The organism is Citrobacter sp. KTE151 (assembly GCF_000398845.1).
GTDB classification, from domain to species: domain Bacteria; phylum Pseudomonadota; class Gammaproteobacteria; order Enterobacterales; family Enterobacteriaceae; genus Citrobacter; species Citrobacter braakii.
This window is the reverse complement of sequence record NZ_KB976069.1, coordinates 1-17,421: the sequence shown is the minus strand read 5'-3', so window position 1 is coordinate 17,421 and position 17,421 is coordinate 1. Positions and strand designations below refer to the sequence as shown.

9 protein-coding genes and 2 rRNA genes are annotated in these 17,421 nt (G+C 54.1%); 3 read left to right on the top strand and 8 right to left on the bottom strand.

All coding sequences use genetic code 11. The annotated features are described in order from the left end of the window. Nucleotides 1–47: 47 nt before the first annotated feature. Nucleotides 48–467 carry a rhodanese-like domain-containing protein gene (locus WC7_RS00565; protein WP_016155329.1) on the top strand — a complete coding sequence of 140 codons (420 nt, stop codon included), beginning with the start codon at nucleotides 48–50 and terminating at the stop codon, nucleotides 465–467. Between the two features lie 156 nt (nucleotides 468–623). Beyond that, nucleotides 624–1,313, top strand: coding sequence for a dipeptidase PepE (gene pepE / locus WC7_RS00570; RefSeq protein WP_016155328.1), 690 nt, complete (start codon nucleotides 624–626; stop codon nucleotides 1,311–1,313). Nucleotides 1,314–1,369: 56 nt separating this feature from the next. On the opposite strand, the gene WC7_RS00575 is transcribed toward pepE, so the two are convergent. Next, entirely contained in the window at nucleotides 1,370–3,001 is a 1,632-nt protein-coding gene (locus tag WC7_RS00575; protein WP_016155327.1) for a Na/Pi cotransporter family protein, read from the bottom strand. Between the two features lie 241 nt (nucleotides 3,002–3,242). Continuing rightward, the gene (metH, locus tag WC7_RS00580) at nucleotides 3,243–6,926 is read right to left on the bottom strand and encodes a methionine synthase (protein ID WP_016155326.1); all 3,684 of its coding nucleotides are present in this window, start codon (nucleotides 6,924–6,926) and stop codon (nucleotides 3,243–3,245) included. Between the two features lie 195 nt (nucleotides 6,927–7,121). Here metH and iclR point away from each other — a divergent pair, with 195 nt between their 5' ends. Then, complete coding sequence (iclR, locus tag WC7_RS00585) at nucleotides 7,122–7,946, top strand: glyoxylate bypass operon transcriptional repressor IclR (RefSeq protein ID WP_016155325.1); 825 nt, start codon at nucleotides 7,122–7,124, stop codon at nucleotides 7,944–7,946. Between the two features lie 17 nt (nucleotides 7,947–7,963). Here iclR and aceK read toward each other — a convergent pair whose 3' ends face one another. From aceK to WC7_RS00615, 6 genes are all read right to left on the bottom strand, one after another. Then, entirely contained in the window at nucleotides 7,964–9,691 is a 1,728-nt protein-coding gene (gene aceK / locus WC7_RS00590; protein WP_016155324.1) for a bifunctional isocitrate dehydrogenase kinase/phosphatase, read from the bottom strand. A gap of 102 nt (nucleotides 9,692–9,793) precedes the next feature. Further along, a complete protein-coding gene (aceA, locus tag WC7_RS00595) occupies nucleotides 9,794–11,098 on the bottom strand; it encodes an isocitrate lyase (protein WP_016155323.1) in 1,305 nt (434 codons plus the stop codon). Between the two features lie 35 nt (nucleotides 11,099–11,133). Next, a complete protein-coding gene (gene aceB / locus WC7_RS00600) occupies nucleotides 11,134–12,735 on the bottom strand; it encodes a malate synthase A (RefSeq protein ID WP_016155322.1) in 1,602 nt (533 codons plus the stop codon). Nucleotides 12,736–13,003: 268 nt separating this feature from the next. Further along, entirely contained in the window at nucleotides 13,004–13,933 is a 930-nt protein-coding gene (metA, locus tag WC7_RS00605; RefSeq protein ID WP_016155321.1) for a homoserine O-acetyltransferase MetA, read from the bottom strand. A gap of 340 nt (nucleotides 13,934–14,273) precedes the next feature. Further along, nucleotides 14,274–14,389 (bottom strand): 5S ribosomal RNA (gene rrf, locus WC7_RS00610). 97 nt (nucleotides 14,390–14,486) lie between these two features. Then, nucleotides 14,487–17,393, bottom strand: a 23S ribosomal RNA gene (locus tag WC7_RS00615). Nucleotides 17,394–17,421 lie beyond the last annotated feature (28 nt).

Genomic DNA, 17,421 nt, shown 5'->3' with positions numbered 1-17,421 from the left:
TAAGAGGTAACACAACAGCTGATTTCACCACAAGAGAAAACAACAATATGAGTACCGTAACTGATATTCCAGCCGCTTCATCTGCACAAGCTATCGCCCATTTCCAGCAACGTCTGAATATGGAGACGGATTGTTCTGACGTTCATTCCGCGATGGCTGCTGACGACAAAGATTTTGTGCTTTTACATGTGGTGGGGAGTGCAGAGAGTTTTTCCCGTTGTCATATCCCTGGCGCGATTCATCTTCCCCATCGACAGATAAATACGGAATCCTTGAAAAAATGGCCACAGGACACACTGTTTGTCGTCTATTGCGCTGGCCCACACTGTAACGGGGCCGATCGCGCGGCGCTGAAGTTGGCGCAGCTAGGTCGACCGGTGAAAATAATGATTGGTGGTATTAAGGGCTGGGAGGACGAAGGCCTGGCGTTTGCCACTACGCAAAAGGACGCTGTTTCAATAGATTGATCGTTGTTAAGTCTGAACGGGCTTTTCCAACAGGAGGTTGTGGTTAACCCGTTCGGCTTTCCCCCCTTCCAACATCGTGAGACATATCAGTAAGGCGTTACGCTGATAGTGGTAGCATTAGCGCGGTTTGTAATTTTCTGATTACATGGAGAAATGATGGAACTGCTTTTATTGAGTAACTCGACGCTGCCGGGCAAAGGCTGGATGGAACATGCGCTACCGCTGATTGCTGAGCTTCTGAATGGTCGCCGTACGGCGGTGTTTATTCCGTTCGCTGGCGTGACGCAAACCTGGGATGAATACACGGCGAAAACGGCAGCCATCTTTGCGCCAATGGGCGTCAACGTTACTGGCATTCATACCGTTGCCGATCCGATCGCTGCCATTGAAAACGCAGAACTGGTGATTGTCGGCGGGGGTAACACCTTCCAGTTACTGAAAGAGAGCCGCGAGCGCGGACTGCTGGCGCCGATTGTGGATGTCGTCAAACGCGGTGCGCTGTACATCGGCTGGAGCGCAGGTTCTAACCTCGCCTGCCAGACCATCCGCACCACCAACGACATGCCGATTGTCGATCCAAAAGGTTTTGATGCCCTGGGTCTGTTCCCGCTGCAGATTAACCCACATTTCACCAATGCGCTTCCGGAAGGCCACAAAGGCGAAACACGTGAACAGCGTATTCGCGAGCTGCTGGTTGTGGCACCAGAGCTGACGGTGATTGGTTTGCCGGAAGGAAACTGGATTAAGGTGAGTAACGGCCAGGCGGTTCTTGGCGGTCCGAACACTACTTACGTCTTTAAAGCAGGTGAAGACGCGGTTGCCCTCGAAGCAGGTCACTGCTTCTAACCGACGTTGCCGGATAACGGCATAAATGCCTTATCCGGCCAACCGGTCCACCTCACTCAATAATCGTCGCGCTCATCGTCCTCATCCGGCTGTTCCAGCACGCTATAGGCCACGGAACAAAACAGCGAGTTCAGACGCTGCATATCGCCCAGCAGCGCCAGGTGCAAGGAGCTGGTCTCGATGCTCTGCACGTTCTGCTGATGCAGACGGTCAACGTGCGCATGCGAATACCGACGGTTGAGAATACGGAAACGGTGCTTGCTACGGCGCAGACGACGGGCGCTGGTCACGTCACCAGAGAAGAACACCGACATCGCCAGTTGCAGATTGCTGAGCAGTTGATCGAAGAGCGCATCCAGCTCTTTCAATCCTTCCACGGAGAATGCGCGACGGGCAGCCAGCGACTTATCCGCTATCTCACTGCCCATACGTTCGACAATATCGGAAGCCTGCTCGAGGTTAAGCGACATTTCGATAATCTCCGCCCAACGGCGTGATTCCTCTTCCGCCAGTTCATCCTTTGGCATCCGCGCCAGATAAAGCTTGATTGCCGTGTATAGCACGTTAATGTCGTCCGCCATCCTGCGCAGCTCTTTCTCTTCACGCGGCTCGCCATGCATCACCTTCTTCAGCCCGTCCATCATCTGCTCCATCGCGTCGCCGATGCGCAGAGCTTCACGAGCGGCATTGGCCAGGGCCAGCGTCGGCGTATCCAGCGCACTGACGTCCAGATGCTTGGGCTTCAAATGCGCATCCAGCTCCGGCTCATCGCGGATGATGCGCTTACAAAAACGCGCCATCGGTTCTGCGAACGGCACCATCGCCACGCAGCGCACCAGGTTGTAGAAGACATGGAAGTAAATAACCAGTTCAGATTTCGGCAGCGGCAGTTCATCCATCAGATTTGCCAACGGATGAACAAACGGCAGGATAATCAGGCTTCCCACCAGCTTAAACAGCAGGCTACCGAGCGCCACACGGCGGGCGGCGGCGTTAGCGGCGCTGTTATTAAGCATCGCCAGTAGGCCAGAGCCGAGGTTGGCGCCAATCACCAGACACAACGCCACCGGGAACGAGATAATGCCTGCCGCGGTCAGCGTTGCCGTCAGCAGCACCGCCGCAAGGCTGGAGTAACTGATAATCGCGAACATCGCACCAATCAGCGCATCCAGCATGATATCGCCGGTGAGCGAGGCGAAAATAACCTGTACGCCGTTAGCCTGGGTGATCGGTGTTACCGCCTGCACAATCAGTTCCAGCGCCAGTAAAATCAACCCCAGTCCAATACCAACCCGCCCCAGTTGCCCCACACGGGACTGCTTACGTCCGAGAAAGAAGATCACGCCGATAAAAATCAGCAGTGGCGATAGCCAGGAGAGATCGAAGGTCAGGATACGTGCCATCAGCGCGGTCCCGACGTCGGCGCCGAGTACAATCACCAGCGCAGGGGTGAGCGCGACGAGGTCCTGCGCGACAAACGAGGTCACCAGCATGGTGGTGGCGTTGCTGCTTTGCACCAGCGCCGTCACGCCGATACCCGCACAAAAGGCGAGCGGCTTCTTTTCAACACTACGGCTGAGTACGGTACGCAAACGGGCGCCGAAGACGCGCATCACGCCGGTGCGCACAATATGAGTACCCCAAACCAGCATAGAGACAGCAGAAAGCAGGTGTAACAGAGTTAGCACGGAATCAGGTTCTCCTTATCGTTATATGTTCCTGAGGTTCATAGTGATGACATAACACCTGATGACGCCACGCTTATCAGGCCTACAAAAATATGCCAGTAGCCGGATAAGGTGTTTACGCCGCCATCCGGCAAGCAGTACCGATGAACGTTCTTTCAGTATAAGGGTTTAAACGTAATAAAGAGACAAGGCACTCATTGAGTGCCCTGTTTGTTGTAAATAAAGATGACAGTTTTGTGAATCAGTCAGCGTCATAGCCCAGATTAGGCGCTAACCAACGTTCGACTTCCGCCACGCTCATGCCTTTACGGAAGGCGTAATCTTCAACCTGATCGCGCTGGATTTGCGCCACGGCGTAGTACTTGCTGTCTGGATGACTGAAATACCAGCCGGAAACCGACGCACCTGGCCACATCGCGAAGGATTCGGTGAGCTTCATCCCGGTGTGCGCTTCTACATCCAGCAGTTCCCAGATGGTGGCCTTTTCGGTGTGTTCCGGGCAAGCCGGATAGCCCGGTGCCGGGCGAATTCCCTGGTAGTTTTCGCGGATCAGCTCCTCGTTGCTGAGGTTCTCATTCGCCGCATAGCCCCAGTAGACTTTACGCACGCGCTCGTGCAGATATTCCGCGAACGCTTCCGCCAGGCGGTCGGCGATCGCTTTCACCATGATCTTGTTGTAGTCGTCATGCTGGGCTTCGAAGGCGTCCGCCAGTGCATCTTCCTCCAGACCGCCGGTAACTGCGAAAGCACCGATGTAATCCGCTTTGCCGCTCAGTTTCGGCGCAACAAAGTCAGACAGGCAGTAGTTGGCGAAACCGACTTTTTCCGTCTGCTGGCGCAGGTGATGACTGACGTTGATGACGTGCGTACGCGTCTCGTCACGGTAAATCTCGATGTCGTCCCCCACGCGGTTAGCCGGGAACAAGCCCACCACGCCGCGCGGATTCAGGGTCTTCTCAGCGCTGAGTTTATCCAGCATGTCATTGGCGTCTTTGAACAGACGTTTCGCCTCTTCTCCCACCACCTCATCTTCGAGGATGCGCGGGTATTTCCCGGCCAGCGACCAGGTCATAAAGAACGGCGTCCAGTCGATGTAGTTGCGCAGCGTTTCGATGCTGGCTTCAACACTCTGTACGCCGAGGCGGTGCGCCACTGGCGGCGTGTAGTTTTCCCAGTCGAAGGCCAGATCGTTGTCGCGGGCAGCCTGTAACGTTACTGGCGGAGTACGCGGTTTCTTACGCGCATGCTGGATACGCACGGTTTCGTACTCTTTACGCGTACGGGCGACAAAGTCATCGCGCTGAGTGTCCGAGAGGAGTGCGGCGACTACGCCAACGGTACGCGAGGCGTTCTGCACATAAACCGTCGGACCACTGTAGTTCTGCTCTATTTTCACCGCCGTGTGCGCTTTTGAGGTGGTCGCGCCGCCAATCAGCAACGGAATAGTGAACCCCTGACGCTCCATCTCTTTCGCCACGTTGACCATTTCGTCCAGCGACGGGGTAATCAGCCCGGAAAGACCAATCAGATCGGCATTCACTTCACGTGCCGTTCTGAGGATTTTCTCCGCTGGCACCATCACGCCAAGATCGACGATTTCGTAGTTGTTACATTGCAGCACCACACCAACGATGTTTTTGCCGATATCGTGCACATCGCCTTTCACGGTAGCAATGACCATCTTGCCGTTGCTGGAGCCTTTCTCTTTGCTGGCCTCAATATACGGTTCGAGGTAGGCCACCGCCTGCTTCATCACGCGGGCGGATTTCACCACCTGCGGCAGGAACATTTTGCCCTCGCCAAACAGATCGCCAACCACGTTCATCCCGTCCATCAGCGGCCCTTCAATCACCTCGATCGGACGCGCGGCCTGCTGGCGAGCTTCTTCAGTATCCTGCTCAATAAATTCGGTAATGCCTTTCACCAGCGAATATTCGAGGCGCTTTTTCACGTCCCAACTGCGCCATTCCGCCATCTGGGCATTGGCAGTGTCATCAGTTTTGCTACCGCGGTATTTCTCAGCCAGCTCCAGCAGACGCTCGGTGCCATCGTCACGACGGTTGAGGATCACATCTTCAACCGCATCGCGCAGCTCGGCGGGCAGGTCGTCGTAAATCGCCAGTTGTCCGGCGTTGACGATCCCCATGTCCATGCCGTTGCGAATGGCGTAGTAAAGGAATACCGCGTGAATGGCTTCACGAACCGGGTCGTTACCACGGAAGGAGAACGACACGTTGGAGACGCCGCCGGAGATCAGCGCGTGCGGTAGTTCGCGTTTGATGTCCTCACAGGCGCCGATAAAGTCCTGGGCGTAGTTATTGTGCTCATCAATCCCGGTCGCGACCGCAAAGATGTTCGGGTCGAAGATGATATCTTCCGGCGGGAAGCCTACCTCTTCGGTAAGAATTTTGTACGCCCGCCGGCAAATCTCAATTTTACGCGCGCGGGTGTCGGCCTGCCCCTGCTCGTCAAAGGCCATCACCACCACTGCGGCACCGTAGCGTCGCAGCAACTTCGCGTGGTGGATAAAGGTCTCAACCCCCTCTTTCATCGAGATGGAGTTAACGATGCCTTTACCCTGAATGCACTTCAGCCCTTTTTCGATGACGTCCCATTTCGAGGAGTCGATCATAATCGGCACGCGGGCGATATCCGGCTCACCGGCGATAAGGTTGAGAAAACGCACCATCGCCGCTTCGGCGTCGAGCATCCCCTCATCCATGTTGATATCGATAATCTGTGCGCCGCTTTCCACCTGCTGACGGGCGACATCCAGCGCTTCGTTGTATTTCTCTTCTTTGATCAGTCGCTTAAATTTCGCCGAACCGGTGACGTTGGTACGCTCGCCGACGTTCACAAACAGGCTATCGTCGCCAATATTCAACGGTTCAAGGCCAGACAGACGGCAGGCTACCGGGATTTCCGGCAAGCGGCGCGGCGGCAAGCCTTCCACTGCGCGGCTCATCGCGGCGATGTGTTCCGGCGTGGTGCCGCAGCAGCCGCCGACCACGTTGAGGAAGCCCGCTTGCGCCCACTCGCGTATTTGCGCCGCCATGGTGTCGGCATCGAGATCGTATTCGCCAAAGGCGTTCGGCAACCCGGCGTTCGGGTGCGCGGTAACGTAGCATTCGGCAATGCGCGACAGCTCCTGCACGTACTGGCGCAATTCGTCCGGACCTAAGGCGCAGTTCAGACCGAAGGTCAGCGCATCGGCGTGGCGCAGTGAGTTATAGAACGCTTCGGTTGTCTGACCGGAGAGCGTACGCCCGGAAGCATCGGTGATGGTGCCGGAGAGCATAATCGGCAACTCAACGCCCAGCGCTTCAAATTCGGTTTTAACCGCGAAAATAGCGGCTTTGGCGTTCAGGGTATCGAAGACGGTTTCAATCAGGATCAGGTCGCTGCCACCTTCCACCAGCGCTTTGGTGGATTCACGGTAGGCGGCCACCAGCTGATCAAAGGTAATATTGCGGTAAGCCGGGTCGTTGACGTCAGGCGAGATAGACGCCGTACGGTTGGTTGGGCCGAGCACGCCCGCGACATAGCGCGGTTTTTCCGGTGTGCGTGTCGTCCATTCGTCTGCCGCCGCGCGCGCCAGTTTGGCTGCCGCAAAGTTGATTTCCGCCGACAGGGATTCCATCTGGTAATCCGCCATGGCGATAGTCGTGGAGTTAAAGGTGTTGGTTTCGATGATATCCGCGCCCGCCTCAAAATAGGCGTTATGGATGGCGGCGATCACCTCAGGTTTGCTGAGCACCAACAGGTCGTTGTTGCCTTTCAGATCGCACGGCCAGTCGGCAAAGCGTTCGCCGCGGAAATCCTCTTCGCTCAGACGATATCCCTGGATCATGGTGCCCATACCGCCGTCCAGCACCAGAATACGTTCATTTAACTGCTGACGTAATTGTTCAACTTTGCTGCTCACACTCGCTCCCGACAACGCTCAACCAGACCGAAAAAAACTCAACAGACCATACTGGCACAAACCTGAGAGGTGGAAAAGAGAACAACGGCCAACATGAGACATGTTCAGCTTCACTCATCCGATCAGTACAGGAATTCTTGCATTATAATTGAATAAAACGAAAATGATTTCCACGATACAGAAAAGGAGTCCGCCATGGTTGCCACAATCCCCGCGAAACGCGGTAGAAAACCCGCCGCTGCTACTACGCCTGCAACCGGGCAGGTTCAGTCTCTGACCCGCGGCCTGAAGCTACTGGAGTGGATTGCGGAATCCAACGGCAGCGTGGCGCTAACCGAGCTGGCACAGCAGGCCGGCTTGCCAAACTCCACGACTCACCGTTTGTTGACCACCATGCAGCAGCAAGGATTTGTCCGTCAGGTGGGTGAATTAGGCCACTGGGCCGTGGGTGCGCATGCGTTTATCGTCGGCAGCAGCTTTTTACAAAGCCGTAATTTGCTGGCGATTGTCCACCCGATCCTGCGCAAGCTGATGGAAGACTCCGGTGAGACGGTAAACCTGGCCGTGCTGGATCAAAGCGACCATCAGGCCATTATTATCGACCAGGTGCAGTGTACCCAGCTGATGCGCATGTCCGCGCCTATCGGCGGCAAACTGCCGATGCACGCCTCCGGTGCGGGTAAGGCGTTTTTATCCCAACTGAGTGAAGAACAGGTGACTGGCCTGCTGCACCGTAAAGGGCTGCACTCATACACCCACGCCACGTTGGTGTCGCCGGTGCATCTGAAAGAGGATTTAGCCCAGACGCGCAAGCGCGGCTACTCCTTTGATGATGAGGAGCATGCGCTGGGTCTACGCTGCGTGGCGTCGTGCATTTATGATGAACACCGCGAGCCGTTTGCCGCTATTTCCATCTCCGGACCCATTTCGCGCATTACCGACGATCGAGTGACCGAATTTGGTGCCATGGCGATCAAAGCGGCGAAAGAAGTCACGCTGGCATACGGCGGATTCCGTTAAGAAAGGGTTACCGGGCGTCAAGCCGCAAATCTGATGCAAAACCGCTGTTTGCGCCGGTAGGCGTAAACATCTTCCACGTGTCCTTCACGGATCCGCGTTTGCAGACCTCGCCAGTAGTCGGCGCTGAACAGGTCAGCATGCATCTCTTCAAATAGCGGCCCGATACGCGGGTCAGCGCATAGCCAGTGACGAAACTCTTCCGGGAAGACATCCCCCGGCGATACGCTATACCACGGTTCAGCGCTCATCTCATCTTCCGGGTAACGCGGCGGCGGGATATGACGGAAATTCACCTCCGTCATGTAGCAAATTTCATCGTAGTCGTAGAACACCACGCGCCCGTGGCGAGTCACGCCGAAGTTCTTAAACAGCATATCGCCGGGGAAAATATTGGCGGCGGCCAGCTGACGAATGGCATTGCCGTACTCTTCAATTGCATCGCGCAGTTGCTGGCCTTCGACCTGCTCCAGCCAGATATTGAGCGGCACCATCCGTCGTTCGATATACAAATGGCGAATGACAATCTGCTCGCCGAGATCGGTAATTTTTTCCGGGGCTTCCTGTAGCAACAGCGCCATCAGCGACGGATCGATTTGCCGTTTATCCAGCACAAAGTTCTCGAACTCCTGAGTATCAGCCATCCGCCCGACACGATCGTGCTCCTTGACCAGTTGATAACAGGCGCGGACGTGGGCGGCCGACATCTCTTTTTGCGGCGCAAATTTGTCTTTGATGACTTTAAAGACGCGGTCGAAGCCTGGCAGGGTAAATACCAGCATCACCATGCCGCGGATCCCCGGCGCTTCGATAAATTGCTCATCGCAATGGGCAAGATAGAGCAGATATTCGCGGTAACTTTCGGTCTTCGCGTGTTTCTGACAGCCGATCGCCATATACAATTCAGCGGTGGTTTTACCGGGCAGGATCTCGCGCAGCCACTCCACTAACGCGGCGGGCAGCGGGGCGTAAACCATAAAATACGAGCGGGCGAAGCCAAACACGATACTGGCTTCCGCCGTCGTGGTCAGGCAGGTATCGACAAACAGTTCGCCTTCGTCAGTACGGTGAATTGGCAGTAAAAACGGCAGCGTCCCGGAAGGGGTATTCAACTTACCGACCAGCCAGGCGGCCTTGTTGCGATAAAACAGTTCGTTCGCCACCTGCAAATGACTGCGCTGCAACACATCCGCTCCCAGCGTTTCGGTCAGGTGTTCGATGATGTAGTGGATATCCCGATGTCTGTTCTGCCACGGCAGACGCAAGGGCAGATCGCTGAGGACGCGCGTAAGCAGCCACTCCCAGCCGGTATCGGGAAAAAAGTCTTTCGCCAACGGGCGTGGGATCGTGCGAAAACGGCGCTCTGGCTGAGAGCTGAAAATAAACAGTCGCTCGGGAGTCAGCGAGCGGTGGTCAAATAACCGGCAATAGACGGAGTTAAAGAAACTCTCCGCAATCTCGAAGCGTGGGTAATCTGGCAATAGCCGGGTGTAATGCTCTTTCACGCGAAGTAAAAAATCCGCGTCGGTACTTTTGCCATCAGTAATGCAGCGCAGTTGCTCCACCACCAGACCCACATGATGATCGTAAAGGTGGATACGGCTTTTCATCGCCTGCTGAACCGCGTGCCAGTCGGCATGTTCAAAACGCTGCTGCGCGCCGGAGGTCACTTCCAGAAAACGCCCGTACTGGGCGTCGAAACCTTGCAAAATCGTCTGAGCAATCAGTAATTCCAGGCCACGCGTCATCAATTTCTCCCATCCGGCACAATGTCATGCCGGATGGCGCGTTCGCTTATCCGGCCTACATCCCTTCGTAGGCCCGGTAAGCGCAGCGCCACCGGGCATTGATCAAAACTGCGATTCTTCAGTCGAGCCGGTCAGCGCGGTCACTGAAGAAGTGCCGCCCTGAATGATGGTGGTTACTTTGTCGAAGTAGCCTGTACCTACTTCCTGCTGATGGGACACGAAGGTGTAACCATCTTTAGCCGCCGCAAATTCCGGCTGCTGAACCTTCTCAACGTAGTGGCGCATGCCTTCACCCTGCGCATAGGAATGCGCGAGGTCGAACATGTTGAACCACATGCTGTGAATACCCGCCAGCGTAATGAACTGGTATTTGTAACCCATATCGGACAGCTGTTGCTGGAAGCTGGCAATGGTTTTGTCATCCAGGTTTTTCTGCCAGTTAAACGATGGCGAACAGTTGTAGGCCAGCAGTTTGCCTGGGAATTTCGCATGAATAGCATCGGCAAAGCGCTTCGCCAGTTCGAGGTCCGGTGTGGAGGTTTCACACCACACCAGATCCGCATACGGTGCGTAGGCCAGGCCACGGCTGATCGCCTGCTCAATGCCCGCATGCGTACGGTAGAACCCTTCGCTGGTACGTTCGCCAGTGATGAACTCGCTATCGTATGGGTCGCAATCAGACGTAATCAGATCGGCTGCGTCAGCATCGGTACGCGCAATCACCAGCGTCGGAACGCCCATAACGTCTGCAGCCAGACGCGCTGCCACCAGTTTTTGGATAGCTTCCTGAGTCGGCACCAGGACTTTGCCGCCCATGTGACCACATTTTTTCACCGATGCGAGCTGATCTTCGAAGTGAACGGCCGCTGCACCAGCCTCAATCATCGATTTCATCAGTTCAAACGCGTTCAGTACCCCGCCAAAACCCGCTTCCGCATCGGCAACGATCGGCAGGAAGTAATCCACATAGCGCGGATCGTTCGGCTCAATACCAGTTGACCATTGGATCTGATCGGCACGACGGAATGTGTTGTTGATCCTGTCCACCACCGCCGGAACGGAGTTCGCTGGATACAACGATTGATCCGGATACATGCTGGACGCCAGGTTGGCATCTGCCGCCACCTGCCAGCCTGAAAGGTAGACCGCTTCAATACCAGCTTTCGCTTGCTGCAGCGCCTGACCACCAGTCAGCGCACCGAGGCTGTTGATATAACCTTTCTTCGATTCGCCGTGTAGCAGACGCCACATTTTCGCCGCGCCAAGCTGCGCCAGCGTGCATTCCGGGTTGACCGAGCCACGTAATTTCACCACTTCCTCCGCGCTATAGGGGCGGGTGATGCCTTCCCAGCGCGGTTGAGTCCATTCTTTCTGTAATTCTTCGATTTGTTGAGTACGGGTTTTCATGTGCAGATGCTCCATTAGGATAAATTGTGGGTAAATTAGGCCAACAGGCGGTAGCCCGGTAACGTCAGGAAGTCAATTAACTCGTCGGAAGTGGTGATTTGCTCCATCAGGCGCGCGGCATCATCAAAACGCCCGCTGCTGTAGCGGTGTTCTCCCAGTTCGTCCTGAATCACCAACATCTCTTCGGCCAGCATCTGGCGGAACAACGGTTTGGTAACCGGTTTGCCGTTGCTGAGCGTTTTCTGGTGGTGGATCCACTGCCAGATGGAAGTACGAGAGATTTCGGCGGTGGCCGCATCTTCCATCAGCCCATAAATCGGTACGCAGCCATTACCGGAGATCCACGCTTCGATGTACTGCACCGCGACACGAATGTTGGCACGCATGCCTTCTTCAGTACGCTCACCTTCACAGGGTGCCAGCAATTGTTCTGCGGTAATCGGCGCATCTTCTTCACGGGTCACGAACAGCTGATTTTTGTTTTCACCGAGTACGTCGTTGAACACCGCCATTGCGGTATCTGCCAGTCCTGGATGGGCAATCCATGTGCCGTCATGACCGTTATTGGCTTCCAGCGCTTTGTCCGCTTTTACCTTGGTCAGAACCTGGTTGTTACGTTCCGCATCTTTGCTGGGAATGAACGCGGCCATGCCGCCCATCGCGAACGCGCCGCGTTTATGACAGGTTTTAATCAGCAGACGCGAATACGCACTGAGGAATGGCTTATCCATCGTCACCACCTGACGGTCCGGCAACACGCGATCCGGGTGGTTCTTTAGGGTTTTGATATAGCTGAAAATGTAGTCCCAGCGACCGCAGTTCAGGCCCACAATGTGGTCACGCAGCGCGTGCAGAATTTCGTCCATCTGGAAAACGGCTGGCAGCGTTTCAATCAGCAGGGTCGCTTTAATTGTGCCGCGCGGCAGATTAAAGCGATCCTCTGCATAGCTGAACACTTCACTCCACCATGCAGCTTCTTGCCAGGCCTGCGTTTTCGGTAGATAGAAATAAGGGCCACTGCCTTTTGCCAGCAACGTTTTGTAGTTGTGGAAGAAATAGAGGGCAAAGTCGAACAGGCTGCCCGGGATCGATTCGCCACGCCAGGTGACGTGTTTTTCCGGCAGGTGCAGACCGCGAACGCGGCACACTAACAGGGCCGGATTGGGTTTGAGTTGATAAATTTTACCGGCTTCGTTGGTGTAGCTAATGGTGCCATTGACTGCATCGCGCAAGTTGATCTGCCCGTCGATAACTTTGCTCCACTCAGGAGCCAGCGAATCTTCAAAATCAGCCATAAAGACTTTGACGTTCGCGTTCAGCGCGTTGATAACCATCTTGCGCTCAACCGGTCCGGTAATCTCTACACGGCGATCCAGTAAATCATCAGGAATACCGCGAATTTTCCAGTTACCTTCGCGAATGGAAGCTGTTTCCGAAATAAAGTCAGGCAACTTACCGTCATCAATATCCTGCTGCTGCTGGATACGTGCAGCCAGAAGTTTATTCCGCTTTGGCGTAAATCTTGTCACCAGCTCGGTCAGAAACTCCACCGCTTCAGCGGTCAGAATCTGCTGTTCCTGTTCGCCACGCGGCCTGGTGAAGATCAGTTCATCGGTTGTCGTTGCCTGTTGATTCATTGCGTAGTTCCTCGTCATTGATCCAAACACATCCCCAATGCGAACGAAGGATCGTTGTGCGGTTTTCGTTCAGCACAACTAAGACTACTCATTTAAATTTCAAAATCAAAAACAATTTCCATTTTTAATTTAATTATTAATTAACCTATTGATAACAATATAAATAAAATTTAATTACACAGTGAGGTGCGTTTCGGAAATAAAAAAGGCACCCGAAGGTGCCTGATTCAACATGCTGAAACGCTTAAGGATCGTCTGTTACAGAAGATTAATCCAGCGTTGGATTCATGTGACGCAGATCATATGGCGTGATCTGGTAAACGTAATAGTTGAGCCAGTTGGTAAACAACAGATTGCCGTGGCTACGCCAGGTTGCCCGCGGTTTATTTTGCGGGTCATCTTTTGGGAAGTAGTTATAGGGCACTTCCGGCGTTAAGCCCGCTTCGACGTCACGAAAATATTCACTGCCGAGTGTATGGGCGTCATATTCAGGATGGCCCGTTACGAAGGCGATACGTTTATCTTTGCTGGCAAACAGGTAGGCATCTCCCTCTTCTGTTTCGGCAAAAATCTCGAGATCGGTATAGTCCCTGATAAGGGCAGCAGGAAAATCGGCATAGCGCGAATGCGGGGCCAGGAACGCATCATCAAATCCACGCGTCAGCAGCGCATGAGGATGAAGAATATGGTGCTCATAGACGCCTGAGAGTTTATCCGTACGGGTTTGCTTGGGAATTCCGTACAGGATATTCAATGCGGCTTGCACCGCCCAACAGACAAAGAGCGTCGATGTAACATGATCTTTCGCCCATTCAAGCACTTGTTTAATCTGCGGCCAGTAAGCCACGTCATTAAATTCAACCAGACCCAACGGCGCGCCGGTCACGATTAGCCCATCAAAGTTCTGATCGCAGATATCCTCGAAATTACAGTAAAAGTTATTCAGATGCTCCGTAGGGGTGTTGCGTGACTCGCGGGCATCAATGCGCAATAGCTGAACATCTACCTGCAGCGGGGAGTTAGACAGTAAACGCAGGAACTGGTTTTCCGTTTCAATCTTCTTGGGCATCAGGTTGAGGATGAGCACCTTCAGTGGACGAATTTCCTGACCAGAAGCGCGAGATGACGTCATCACAAAGACGTTTTCCTCACGCAAGAAATTGACGGCGGGTAGCTCGTCCTGCACGCGAATTGGCATAACCTGATAACCTCACTACATACGTTTAAACGTTTAGACATCCAGATAGCTGAAGATACCCAGGAATCATGCGAATGTCGAGCCTGCATCCTCAAGTTGAGAAAGTTTCACGGCTCCTTGCTGTAGATTAGTGCAGTAAAGAAAAAAGGAGAATGCTATTCGTCGTTCGCGTAACAGGCAATGTCCTGCCGGGAGAGCCAGGTGCGCTGCGCTCTCAGGCCTGCACACCGGTTACAACATAATGGGCTGGATAAGGCGGGAGGCCACATCCGGCAGTTCTGACTGCCCTGCAGACGCAAAAAAGCCCATCCGGCAGGATGGGCTTCTTCACTTATTTGATGCCTGGCAGTTCCCTACTCTCGCATGGGGAGACCCCACACTACCATCGGCGCTACGGCGTTTCACTTCTGAGTTCGGCATGGGGTCAGGTGGGACCACCGCGCTACAGCCGCCAGGCAAATTCTGTTTATCAACACACCTCTCAGGTCTGTCGATGTAATCTGTAATCAAGCTGAATTTCGATGTCTCTTCGCCAAAACATCTTCGGCGTTGTAAGGTTAAGCCTCACGGTTCATTAGTATCGGTTAGCTCAACGTATCGCTACGCTTACACACCCGACCTATCAACGTCGTCGTCTTCAACGTTCCTTCAGGACCCTTAAAGGGTCAGGGAGAACTCATCTCGGGGCAAGTTTCGTGCTTAGATGCTTTCAGCACTTATCTCTTCCGCATTTAGCTACCGGGCAATGCCATTGGCATGACAACCCGAACACCAGTGATGCGTCCACTCCGGTCCTCTCGTACTAGGAGCAGCCCCCCTCAATTCTCCAGCGCCCACGGCAGATAGGGACCGAACTGTCTCACGACGTTCTAAACCCAGCTCGCGTACCACTTTAAATGGCGAACAGCCATACCCTTGGGACCTACTTCAGCCCCAGGATGTGATGAGCCGACATCGAGGTGCCAAACACCGCCGTCGATATGAACTCTTGGGCGGTATCAGCCTGTTATCCCCGGAGTACCTTTTATCCGTTGAGCGATGGCCCTTCCATTCAGAACCACCGGATCACTAAGACCTGCTTTCGCACCTGCTCGAGCCGTCACTCTCGCAGTCAAGCTAGCTTATGCCTTTGCACTAACCTCCTGATGTCCGACCAGGATTAGCTAACCTTCGTGCTCCTCCGTTACTCTTTAGGAGGAGACCGCCCCAGTCAAACTACCCACCAGACACTGTCCGCAACCCGGATTACGGGTCTACGTTAGAACACCAGCCATTAAAGGGTGGTATTTCAAGGTTGGCTCCATGCAGACTGGCGTCCACACTTCAAAGCCTCCCACCTATCCTACACATCAAGGACCAGTGTTCAGTGTCAAGCTATAGTAAAGGTTCACGGGGTCTTTCCGTCTTGCCGCGGGTACACTGCATCTTCACAGCGAGTTCAATTTCACTGAGTCTCGGGTGGAGACAGCCTGGCCATCATTACGCCATTCGTGCAGGTCGGAACTTACCCGACAAGGAATTTCGCTACCTTAGGACCGTTATAGTTACGGCCGCCGTTTACCGGGGCTTCGATCAAGAGCTTCTCCTTACGGATAACCCCATCAATTAACCTTCCGGCACCGGGCAGGCGTCACACCGTATACGTCCACTTTCGTGTTTGCACAGTGCTGTGTTTTTAATAAACAGTTGCAGCCAGCTGGTATCTTCGACTGATTTCAGCTCCATGAGTAAATCACTTCACCTACATATCAGCGTGCCTTCTCCCGAAGTTACGGCACCATTTTGCCTAGTTCCTTCACCCGAGTTCTCTCAAGCGCCTTGGTATTCTCTACCTGACCACCTGTGTCGGTTTGGGGTACGATTTTGTGTTACCTGATGCTTAGAGGCTTTTCCTGGAAGCAGGGCATTTGTTACTTCAGCACCGTAGTGCCTCGTCATCACACCTCAGCGTTAACAAGACTCCGGATTTACCTGGAATCTCCGCCTACATGCTTAAACCGGGACAACCGTCGCCCGGCTAACATAGCCTTCTCCGTCCCCCCCTCGCAGTAACACCAAGTACAGGAATATTAACCTGTTTCCCATCGACTACGCCTTTCGGCCTCGCCTTAGGGGTCGACTCACCCTGCCCCGATTAACGTTGGACAGGAACCCTTGGTCTTCCGGCGTGCGGGTTTTTCACCCGCATTATCGTTACTTATGTCAGCATTCGCACTTCTGATACCTCCAGCATGCCTCACAGCACACCTTCAACGGCTTACAGAACGCTCCCCTACCCAACAACACATAGTGTCGCTGCCGCAGCTTCGGTGCATGGTTTAGCCCCGTTACATCTTCCGCGCAGGCCGACTCGACCAGTGAGCTATTACGCTTTCTTTAAATGATGGCTGCTTCTAAGCCAACATCCTGGCTGTCTGTGCCTTCCCACATCGTTTCCCACTTAACCATGACTTTGGGACCTTAGCTGGCGGTCTGGGTTGTTTCCCTCTTCACGACGGACGTTAGCACCCGCCGTGTGTCTCCCGTGATAACATTCTTCGGTATTCGCAGTTTGCATCGGGTTGGTAAGTCGGGATGACCCCCTAGCCGAAACAGTGCTCTACCCCCGAAGATGAGTTCACGAGGCGCTACCTAAATAGCTTTCGGGGAGAACCAGCTATCTCCCGGTTTGATTGGCCTTTCACCCCCAGCCACAAGTCATCCGCTAATTTTTCAACATTAGTCGGTTCGGTCCTCCAGTTAGTGTTACCCAACCTTCAACCTGCCCATGGCTAGATCACCGGGTTTCGGGTCTATACCCTGCAACTTAACGCCCAGTTAAGACTCGGTTTCCCTTCGGCTCCCCTATTCGGTTAACCTTGCTACAGAATATAAGTCGCTGACCCATTATACAAAAGGTACGCAGTCACCCCATAAAGAGGCTCCCACTGCTTGTACGTACACGGTTTCAGGTTCTTTTTCACTCCCCTCGCCGGGGTTCTTTTCGCCTTTCCCTCACGGTACTGGTTCACTATCGGTCAGTCAGGAGTATTTAGCCTTGGAGGATGGTCCCCCCATATTCAGACAGGATACCACGTGTCCCGCCCTACTCTTCGAGTTCACAACACATGCACTTTTGTGTACGGGGCTATCACCCTGTATCGCCGGACTTTCCAGACCGTTCCACTACCACACATGCTGATTCAGACTCTGGGCTGCTCCCCGTTCGCTCGCCGCTACTGGGGGAATCTCGGTTGATTTCTTTTCCTCGGGGTACTTAGATGTTTCAGTTCCCCCGGTTCGCTTCATTACGCTATGTATTCACGTAATGATAGTGTGACGAATCACACTGGGTTTCCCCATTCGGAAATCGCCGGTTATAACGGTTCATATCACCTTACCGACGCTTATCGCAGATTAGCACGTCCTTCATCGCCTCTGACTGCCAGGGCATCCACCGTGTACGCTTAGTCGCTTAACCTCACAACCCGAAGATGTTTCGTAAAACA

Coding starts and splice junctions, on each gene's coding strand:
- iclR (WP_016155325.1), top strand. CDS start 7,122: ATGGTTGCCACAATCCCCGCGAAACGCGGTAGAAAACCCGCCGCTGCT.
- aceB (WP_016155322.1), bottom strand. CDS start 12,735: ATGAATCAACAGGCAACGACAACCGATGAACTGATCTTCACCAGGCCG.
- aceA (WP_016155323.1), bottom strand. CDS start 11,098: ATGAAAACCCGTACTCAACAAATCGAAGAATTACAGAAAGAATGGACT.
- metA (WP_016155321.1), bottom strand. CDS start 13,933: ATGCCAATTCGCGTGCAGGACGAGCTACCCGCCGTCAATTTCTTGCGT.
- aceK (WP_016155324.1), bottom strand. CDS start 9,691: ATGACGCGTGGCCTGGAATTACTGATTGCTCAGACGATTTTGCAAGGT.
- WC7_RS00565 (WP_016155329.1), top strand. CDS start 48: ATGAGTACCGTAACTGATATTCCAGCCGCTTCATCTGCACAAGCTATC.
- pepE (WP_016155328.1), top strand. CDS start 624: ATGGAACTGCTTTTATTGAGTAACTCGACGCTGCCGGGCAAAGGCTGG.